At 62.6% G+C, this 9,469-nt stretch carries 9 protein-coding genes; 7 read left to right on the top strand and 2 right to left on the bottom strand.

The window, feature by feature from the left end:
- Both AC1DT3_RS05755 and AC1DT3_RS05760 read right to left on the bottom strand, forming a co-directional pair.
- Window positions 1-800: phosphoenolpyruvate carboxykinase (ATP) (locus tag AC1DT3_RS05755; RefSeq protein ID WP_477464289.1), on the bottom strand; the 800-nt coding region annotated here is incomplete at its 3' end.
- Window positions 801-955: 155 nt separating this feature from the next.
- Window positions 956-1,708 (bottom strand): HugZ family pyridoxamine 5'-phosphate oxidase, encoded by a 753-nt coding sequence (locus AC1DT3_RS05760; RefSeq protein ID WP_477464290.1) that lies wholly within the window; start codon window positions 1,706-1,708, stop codon window positions 956-958.
- 259 nt (window positions 1,709-1,967) lie between these two features.
- Between AC1DT3_RS05760 and AC1DT3_RS05765 the strand changes: the two genes are divergently transcribed.
- The 7 genes from AC1DT3_RS05765 to AC1DT3_RS05795 form a co-directional block, all read left to right on the top strand.
- Window positions 1,968-2,666: a response regulator gene (locus AC1DT3_RS05765; protein ID WP_477464291.1), complete on the top strand. Its 699-nt coding sequence runs from the start codon at window positions 1,968-1,970 to the stop codon at window positions 2,664-2,666.
- 182 nt (window positions 2,667-2,848) lie between these two features.
- Window positions 2,849-4,636 (top strand): stimulus-sensing domain-containing protein, encoded by a 1,788-nt coding sequence (locus AC1DT3_RS05770; RefSeq protein ID WP_477464292.1) that lies wholly within the window; start codon window positions 2,849-2,851, stop codon window positions 4,634-4,636.
- Complete coding sequence (locus AC1DT3_RS05775) at window positions 4,629-5,078, top strand: HPr kinase/phosphorylase (protein ID WP_477464293.1); 450 nt, start codon at window positions 4,629-4,631, stop codon at window positions 5,076-5,078. Before AC1DT3_RS05770 ends, AC1DT3_RS05775 begins: the two co-directional genes overlap by 8 nt.
- Before the next feature lie 97 nt (window positions 5,079-5,175).
- Window positions 5,176-5,577 carry a PTS sugar transporter subunit IIA gene (locus tag AC1DT3_RS05780; RefSeq protein WP_477464294.1) on the top strand — a complete coding sequence of 134 codons (402 nt, stop codon included), beginning with the start codon at window positions 5,176-5,178 and terminating at the stop codon, window positions 5,575-5,577.
- Window positions 5,578-5,584: 7 nt separating this feature from the next.
- Window positions 5,585-5,905, top strand: coding sequence for an HPr family phosphocarrier protein (locus tag AC1DT3_RS05785; protein ID WP_477464295.1), 321 nt, complete (start codon window positions 5,585-5,587; stop codon window positions 5,903-5,905).
- 110 nt (window positions 5,906-6,015) lie between these two features.
- Entirely contained in the window at window positions 6,016-7,446 is a 1,431-nt protein-coding gene (gene ahcY, locus AC1DT3_RS05790) for an adenosylhomocysteinase (protein ID WP_477464296.1), read from the top strand.
- Between the two features lie 464 nt (window positions 7,447-7,910).
- The coding region (locus AC1DT3_RS05795) for a PAS-domain containing protein (protein WP_477464297.1) at window positions 7,911-9,469 on the top strand (1,559 nt) is incomplete at its 3' end.

Here is a 9,469-nt window from a genome sequence, read left to right on the forward strand (position 1 = left end):
AAGACGCCATTCGGGCTCCACCCGTGTTCGTCGTCGCCCAGAAGTGTGCGGTTGGGATCCGCCGACAGGGTCGTCTTGCCGGTGCCTGAGAGGCCGAAGAAGACCGCGACGTCGTTCGTATTGCCGACATTGGCCGAACAATGCATCGGCATGACGCTGACCTGCGGCAGCAGGAAGTTGAGATAGGTGAAGACCGATTTCTTCATCTCGCCGGCGTAGGACGTTCCGCCGATGAGCACGATCCGGCGCGTGAAATCGCACGCGATCACGGTTTCGGACCGGCAGCCGTGACGGGCCGGATCGGCCTTGAAGCTCGGTAGGTCGACGATCGTCATATCGGGCACATACGACCCAAGTTCGCCGCGATCCGGGCGGATCAGGAGATTGCGGATGAACAGGGAGTGCCATGCCAGTTCTGTGAAGACCCGCGCCTTGACGCGATAGGACGGATCCGCGCCGCCATAGAGATCCTGCGCGAACAGCTCCTTGCCCTCGGCATGAGCAATGAAATCCTGCAACAGGGTGTCAAATTGCGCCGGCGTGATCGCGCCGTTGTTGTCCCACCACACGGTCTCTTCAGTGGTCTCGTCGCGCACGACGAATTTGTCCTTGGGCGAGCGGCCCGTATGGATACCGGTGTCCGCCAAGATCGCGCCACCGCTGACGAGGCTGGTCTCGTTCCGCCGCAGCGATTCCTCATAGAGCGCGGGCGCCTCGAGGTTCCAGGAGACCTGTGCGAGGTTCGAAAAACCGAACGCTTCCGATCCGTGCTTGGTATTGTACACGCCGATAGTCTTCACGAAAAACCTCCCTGTGACGCCCGTTCCGTCGGCTTTTTGTCGCCGCGGCGGACTTATTCGTCAGCGAAAGCCGTCATTTCTGGGGCCATCTTACGATACGCGGCGCTGTTTAAGTCATGGAAACAAGGCGTACAACCGTCGCGTTTCATTTCATTCTATTTTGCCGTGCGATCGCCCTGCAATCCCCGCGCCTGCCGGGCGAGGTCCACCAGAACCCGTCGCAGCGACCCCGCATCCGTCACCCGTTCCGGGAACGCGACGCGGGCGGTCTGGTCGTTGAGGATGAGGTCGATTCCCTCGGGATCGACCCCGCTCGTGAGCCACGCCCCGGGCGCCGCGCCGGCAAGGCGCGTCGCGTAGAGTTCGAGCGCCTCGCGATGGTCCTCGTTCATATGGGCGACAGCGCCGGCCTCTGCCGCGACCAGGGCATCGGCGTCTGAAAGGTCCGTCCGCAGATCCTCTGCGCTCAGGCTCGCCGCACGCGCAAAGCCGCCGTTGATGTGCCCCCCGAGGATCGCGATGCGCCAGAACGAGAAATCCGGGAAATCGACGTAGAGCTTGGCCTTGGGGTTGCGGGCGAGGAACCGGCCCCGGATTCGCGGTTCCTCGGTCCGCTCGGCCCTGCCGAGCACCGTCAGCCGGGGATGGGCGAGCGGATCACCTCGACCGGTCTGGGCAAAAAGAAGCGACACCCTCTGGTCCCGTTCGAGATTGGCCGTGTGGCTCGACAGCCGCGATGTGAGGATCAGGGGCGACCCATCGAGATCGGTGGCGACCGTGACAAGCGTGGTGAAGGGAAAACCATCCGCGTCGAGCGTCCCCAAAGCGGCCGGGCGAATGCTGCGGAGCAGGTCTCGCCCCAGGCTGACGCCGTCAAACGCGTTTTCGGGACGTTTCGCCTCATCCATCGTTCATCTCCGGTTCGAACTCTAGCTCTATAATCCTAGAAACCTGTTCACCACTGGCCATTTCGCCATGTGGACCTTACTTATGCCACGAGAAGGGCACAGTTCGACGCTCATTGAGCGTGATCGCCAGACGTGGAAATCAATCGGCCTGATCACACCCTATCGTGTTGAAAGTGTGCATGATCTTGCGACCGAACCGTTTCCACTTCAGCCGATCATGCCCTAACGTCTTTCGGCCCGCGTTAACAAGGATGAGTTCATGCCGACGATTGCTCTCGTCGATGACGATCGCAACATTCTGACGTCCGTCTCCATTGCCCTCGAAGCCGAGGGCTACCGGATTCAGACCTATACCGACGGCGCCTCGGCGCTCGACGGGCTCAAGCACGCCCCACCCGATCTTGCGATCTTCGACATCAAGATGCCGCGCATGGATGGGATGGAGTTGCTGCGCCGGCTCCGTCAGAAGTCCGACCTGCCGGTGATCTTCCTCACCTCGAAGGATGAGGAAATCGACGAATTGTTCGGCCTCAAGATGGGCGCCGACGATTTCATCCGGAAGCCGTTTTCGCAGCGCCTGCTGGTCGAGCGCGTCAAGGCTGTGCTCCGTCGCTTTGCCCCCAAGGACCAGACCGCGCCGCGGGAGGCCGATTCGAAGGCCCTCGAGCGGGGTCAGCTGGCGATGGATCCCGAGCGCCATGCCTGCACGTGGAAAGGCGAGCCCGTCACCCTCACGGTCACGGAGTTCCTGATCCTGCAGGCCTTGGCGACGAGGCCCGGCGTCGTGAAGAGCCGCAATGCGTTGATGGACGCCGCCTACGACGACCAAGTCTATGTGGACGACCGCACGATCGACAGCCACATCAAGCGGTTGCGCAAGAAGTTCAAGGCTGTCGACGATAATTTCGAGATGATCGAAACGCTCTACGGCGTCGGCTATCGCTTCAAGGAAAGCTGACGCCGCATTCGCCGTGCATGGTTTCTCCGTGCATGGTTTATCCGTGCATGCATGATGGGCCGGACGCGCGCAGCGTTCGGCGATAAGATCGTGCGGGAGCAATGTTTGGGACCGCGGGCGGGCGTGTCATCGATGTCGATCACGCCCCGTAGCGGCAAGAAAGCCGAATGCAAGAAGGCCGAATGAAGGTCGACACCATCAACGTCGAGACCGGGAACGAGGACGACGCAACCGCTCCCCAGAGCGGTCTTGCTCGTTTGAAGGGGTTTGGCCGCTTGCTGACTCGGCGCACGTCGTCGAGCCTCACGCGCCGCATCGTCTTCCTGAACCTCGGCGGCCTGGTGGCGCTTCTCGTCGGATTTCTCTACCTCAATCAATTTCGCGAGGGCTTGATCGAGGCCCGGGTCCAGAGCCTGCTGACGCAGGGCGAGATCATCGCCGGCGCCATCGCCAGTTCGGCGACGGTCGATACGGACACCATCACCATCGATCCCGACAAGCTGCTCCAGATGCAGGCGGGGCAGACGGAAAAATTCGGCGAGGAGAACCTCTCACCGCTGGAATTCTCCATCAATCCGGAGCGGGTTGCACCATTGTTGCGCCGCCTCGTCACGCCGACGGGAACGCGCGCCCGCATTTACGATCGCGAGGGTGCGTTGCTGCTCGATTCGCGGGCGCTCTACTCACGCGGGGATATCCTGCGGCTCGACCTGCCCCCCGTCACCGAMGAGGACACCAACGTCTTCGAGCGTGCCTGGAACAGCGTCCGCACCTTCTTCCGGCGCAAGCGGCGCGCAGGTCCCGAGGAAATCGGTCCGGTCAACGGAAAGTCGCTGCCGGAAGTGCAGCAGGCCTTCCAAGGCAAGCAATCCGACGAAGTCCGCACCAACGCGCGCGGTGAAACCATCGTGTCCGTCGCCGTCCCGATCCAGCGTTTCCGCAGCATTCAGGGCGTGCTCCTGCTCTCGACACAGGGCAACGACATCGATTCCATCATCGCGTCGGAACGCATGGCGCTGCTTCAGGTTTTCATCATCGCAGCCGTCGTGATGATCGTGTTGTCGCTGCTCCTCGCCGGCGCCATCGCCGGCCCGGTACGGCGTCTTGCAGAGGCCGCCGAACGGGTGCGTTGGGGATCCAAGACGCGGCAGGAAATTCCCGATTTCACCAACCGCTCGGACGAGATCGGACACCTCTCCGGCGCCATCCGCGCCATGACACATGCGCTCTACAACCGCATCGATGCGATCGAGAGCTTCGCCGCCGACGTGGCGCACGAATTGAAAAACCCGCTGACCTCGTTGCGCAGCGCCGTCGAGACCCTGCCGCTCGCCCGCAACGACGACTCGCGTCAGCGCCTGATGTCGATCATCCAACACGACGTGAAGCGTCTCGATCGGCTCATCAGCGACATCTCCGACGCTTCGCGCCTCGATGCCGAACTGGCGCGGGCGGACGCGGAACCGGTCGACATGGCGCGTCTTCTCGAAGCCGTGGTGTCGGTCTCCAACGAGCGCCGGCGCGAACACGACGCCCTGATCCGTCTCACCATCGACAGGCATGCCTGGGGACGGGATGCTTTCCTCGTGCTGGGCCACGACAGCCGCCTCGGCCAGGTGTTCAACAACCTGTTCGACAACGCGAGGTCCTTCTCCCCTCCCGACACCAATGTCGAGGTCACCCTGCGGCGCCGGAAATCGGAGGTCGAAGTCATCGTCGAGGATAGCGGCCCAGGTATCGAGCCGCATGCGCTCGACCGGATTTTCGAACGCTTCTACACCGACAGGCCGGAACACGGCTTTGGCCAGAACTCCGGCCTCGGCCTGTCGATCTCGCGCCAGATCGTCGAGGCCTATCGCGGCAAGATCCGAGCCGAGAACCGCCTGGGACCTCCGGACGAGGACGGCGAACCGACGCGCCTCGGCGCCCGTTTCGTGATCCGTCTGCCCGCCGGCCTGTCCCATGGCTAGCGGCGAAACGCTCTACGCCGGTTGCGTCCTCGTGAACGAGGCGGGCATTCTCATTCGCGGCGACACCACGACCGGAAAGTCGACGCTCGCCCGCGAACTCATCTTTAATGCAAACGTCGCTTGCAGGTTTGCGCGCCTCATCAGCGACGACCGCACACGTATCGAGGCCGTCCACAACCGCCTTGTCGCACGCCCTGTCGCACCCATTGCCGGCAAGATCGAAGTGCGTGGCCTGGGGATTCTGCCCGTCCCCTTCGAACCCGGAGCGGTCATCCGTCTGGTGATAGACCTGTATCTCGATGATCCGCCCCGTTACCCCGAAATCGAGGAGGCGACGACGGCAATCTGCGGCGTCTTGGTCCCCCGGCTTGCAACCAAGCGGGGAACACCCTTATTTGATGTTGTGATGAGCCGCCTGAGCGGTGTTGCGACGATGTCGTGACACTGTGATGAAGAATTCGTCTCATTGCTCTTGCGCTCGGCGTTGCAATGCACAAAATAGCGGCTCCGCTCTCAGGAGCGAACGGATCTGAAATATTATGATTGGTATGGTGCTCGTCACCCACGGGCAGCTCGCGACCGAGTTCAAAGCGGCGCTGGAGCATGTGGTGGGACAGCAAGAGCAGCTCGAAACGATCACGATCGGCCCAGATGACGACATGGAGACACGGCGCAAGGACATCATGGCCGCCGTGTGTCGCGTCAATTCGGGTCAGGGCGTGGTCGTTTTGACGGACATGTTCGGCGGAACCCCCTCGAATCTCGCTTTGTCGTGCATGAACGGCTCGTCGGTCGAAGTGGTCGCCGGCATCAATCTGCCGATGCTGATCAAACTGGCGAGCGTTCGCGACGAGGAATCCTTGAGCGACGCGGTCGCCCATGCCCAGGAGGCGGGGCGCAAGTACATCAACGTCGCCTCGCGCGTTCTGTCCGGAAAATAAGCGTTTCATGGCCGATTCCCTGAACCAGGATTGTCCGCCCGCGCCTGTTCCCGACGGCGCCTTGGTGCGCGAACTTCCCATCATCAATCGTCGCGGCCTCCACGCGCGGGCTTCGGCAAAGTTCGTCCAGATGGTGGAGCGCTACCAATCCGACGTCACGGTCACCCGCTGTGGAGAAACCGTAGGGGGCCGCTCGATCATGGGCCTCCTGACCCTTGCGGCCGCCCAGGGGACTTCGATCACCGTCACGGCGAAAGGCGAGGACGCGGTCGCCTGCCTCCAGGCCCTCGGCGATCTCCTCGCCAACCGCTTCGGCGAAGACGAGTGAGATCGGACATATAAAGACATCTTTATATCTTGATTGCCTCTTCCGCGACTCTCTGTTAGAGACGGCCCCAAGCCACCGATCAGCCAGCAACGATCACAGAGAGACATCGCATGAGCCAGGCCGCTTTGAAGAGCGCGAACGACGCGAACGATTACATCGTCAAGGACATTTCCCTCGCCGATTTCGGCCGCAAGGAAATCTCCATCGCTGAAACCGAGATGCCCGGCCTGATGGCCGTGCGCGAAGAATACGGCCCGAAGCAGCCGCTCAAGGGCGCCCGCATCGCCGGCTCCCTCCACATGACGATCCAGACCGCGGTCCTGATCGAGACGCTGAAGCATCTCGGCGCCGACATTCGCTGGGTCTCGTGCAACATCTATTCGACGCAGGATCACGCTGCCGCGGCCATCGCCGCCGCCGGCATTCCTGTTTTCGCCTATAAGGGCGAATCCCTCACCGAGTATTGGGACTACACCGCCAAGCTGTTCGACTGGCATGGCGGCGGCGTGCCGAACATGATCCTCGACGACGGCGGCGACGCCACCATGCTCGTCCACCTCGGTCTGCGCGCTGAGCAGGGCGACGTGGCGTTCCTCGAGACGCCCGGCGCGGAAGAGGAAGAAGTTCTCTTCGCCCTCATCAAGCGCCTCCTGAAGGAAAAGCCGAAGGGCTGGTTCGCGGAAGTTGCCAAGGCGATCAAGGGCGTCTCGGAAGAGACCACGACGGGCGTCCACCGCCTCTACATCATGGCCAAGGAAGGCAAGCTTCTCTTCCCGGCGATCAACGTCAACGACTCGGTCACCAAGTCGAAATTCGACAACCTGTACGGTTGCCGTGAATCGCTCGTCGACGGCATTCGCCGCGGCACGGACGTGATGATGGCCGGCAAGGTCGCCATGGTCGCCGGCTTCGGCGACGTCGGCAAGGGCTCGGCCGCTTCCCTGCGCCAGGCCGGCTGCCGCGTGCTGGTGTCGGAAGTCGACCCGATCTGCGCGCTCCAGGCCGCCATGGAAGGCTATGAAGTCACGACGATGGAAGACGCCGCTCCACGCGCCGACATCTTCGTCACCGCGACCGGCAACAAGGACGTCATCACCCTCGATCACATGCGGGCGATGAAGGATCGGGCGATCGTCTGCAACATCGGCCACTTCGACAACGAGATTCAGGTCGCCGGCCTGAAGAACCTCAAGTGGAACAACATCAAGCCGCAGGTCGACGAAATCACCTTCGCCGACGGCCACCGCATCATCCTTCTCTCGGAAGGCCGCCTCGTGAACCTCGGCAACGCCATGGGTCACCCGTCCTTCGTCATGTCGGCCTCGTTCACCAACCAGACCTTGGCTCAGATCGAGCTCTGGACGAACGTGGGCAAGTACGAGCGCAAGGTCTACACCCTGCCCAAGCACCTCGACGAGAAGGTGGCGTCCCTGCACCTCGAAAAGATCGGCGTGAAGCTCACCAAGCTGCGCCCCGATCAGGCGTCCTATATCGGCGTGAAGGACACCGGTCCGTTCAAGCCGGATCACTATCGCTACTGAGCGATCGAGCGATCGTTTCTTCGAAAAGCCCGGCATCGCGCCGGGCTTTTTGCGTTTCAGGGTTGGGCCACGCCGCATGCGCTCGTTGGCATTCGCGCTTCGTGGAACGAGAGCCCGCCGGGCGGCGAGAGGACTTAATCCCCGTCCGCCAACAGGTTCTTCACACGTTGTCCCGCGTCGCTTTAAACGGACGTTAACCCTCTTCCTGGCGGAGTCGACGCTGGTCTATGGTGAAGGTGATTCGTGCGGTTGCGTCGGGTTGAGGCAATGCACCGGACCTTCCGTTCATGCATGGCCGATGGGAGCCGACGCAGCGCTTGCGTCTGGACGCGAGCCTTTTTTTGCGCCCGATGGCGTGATGGTTTTGAGGAGGACGGCGCGGCATGGCCGGGCAGAGAGAGTGGCGCGACACGCAAGACGACCCCGCTTGCCGGAACAGGCCTGTTCGCGGCCGACGCGGCACCATGGCTTTGTCCTCGGCTCTCCTCGCCGGCACGGCGACGCCCGCGCTCGCGGCCCCGATCACCTTGCCCGTGATGGACACCATCAACGAATTCCTGAACAGCCTGCTTTCCCTTGATCCGCAGAATGCGGCCTCGTTCGCGCTGTTCATGGGGCTCGTCGCGATCGCGACGACAAGCTCGATCATGCTGATGCGCGAGCGTCGGCGCTTCACGCGGCGAACGCAACGGTTGCGGGCGGATCTCGACGCCCTGCAAAGCGCCGAGGACCGCGCCACTCTGCTCATGTCCGTCGATCGGCAGATTCTCGTGAGCTGGACGGGTCGGGATAGCGAGCCGCGTTTCGAAGGCGACCCGTCGATCGCCGGAGACGGCTCCTCGACCAAGCGCGTGCTGGCCTTCGGCCATTGGCTCAAGCCCGCCGACGCAGCCGCAGTCGAGCGCGCGCTCGACCAACTGAAAGATCGCGGCGAGAATTTTCGCGTTACCGCGCGCACGTTGTCGAACACGTTTGTCGAAGCCGAAGGACGCACGTTCGGTGCGAGTGCGATCCTGCGTCTGCGCGATGTCACCAACGACCGCTCCGAAGTGTTGCGGGCGCATGCCGATCTTCTCTCGGCCAAAACCGATCTGCGCGCRATGACGACGCTGATCGATTCGATCGTTCACCCTCTCTGGATACGCGACGAAACCGGCGGACTCGTGTGGGCCAACCAGGCTTATCTGCGCGCCGTCGAAGCGGCGAGCGTCGAGGACGCGACGGGCCGCTCACTCGAACTCCTGGGCGAGAGCGCGCGGACGGAAGCAAAGCGCCAGCGCGCGGCCGGCCAATCGTTCCACGAGCGCGTGAAAGCGGTCGTCGGCGGACGACGATCCGTGCTCGACGTCATCGAATATCCCACCGGCGGCGGCAGCGCCGGCATCGCGGTCGACGTTTCCGAACTCGATTCGGTGCGCACCGATCTGCAGCGGCAGATGGATGCGCATGTGCGCACGCTCGATCAATTGCCCACCGCGGTCGCCATTTTCGACGGGTCGCAACATCTGGTTTTCTCAAACGAGGCCTATCAGAGCTTGTGGGGACTCGATCCGAAATTTCTGGCATCCCGTCCGACCGACGGCGAGGTGCTCGATCGCCTTCACTCCGCTCGCAAATTACCCGAGCAGGCCGATTTTCGCGCTTGGAAGACGGATATCCAGCGCAGCTATCAGAGCGTGGAATCGCGCGAGATCTGGTGGCACCTGCCGGATCGCCGGTCGCTGCGCGTCGTCATCAATCCCAATCCGCAAGGCGGCGTGACGTATCTCTTCGACGATGTCTCCGAACGCATCGAACTCGAATCGCAGGTCAATGCGCTGACGAGCGTGCAGAGCGAAACGCTCGACACGTTGAAGGAAGGCGTCGCGGTGTTCGGTACCGACGGGCGGCTCAAATTGCGCAACCGCGCCTTCGCCGAATTGTGGCATCTCGGGCCGGAAACGCTGGCGGACCATCCGCATATCGACAAGATCATCCGCGCGTGCCGTCTTCTCGCTCCGCAAGAAGAGCCATGGATCGACAT

The organism is Microvirga sp. P4_G7, assembly GCF_056401005.1.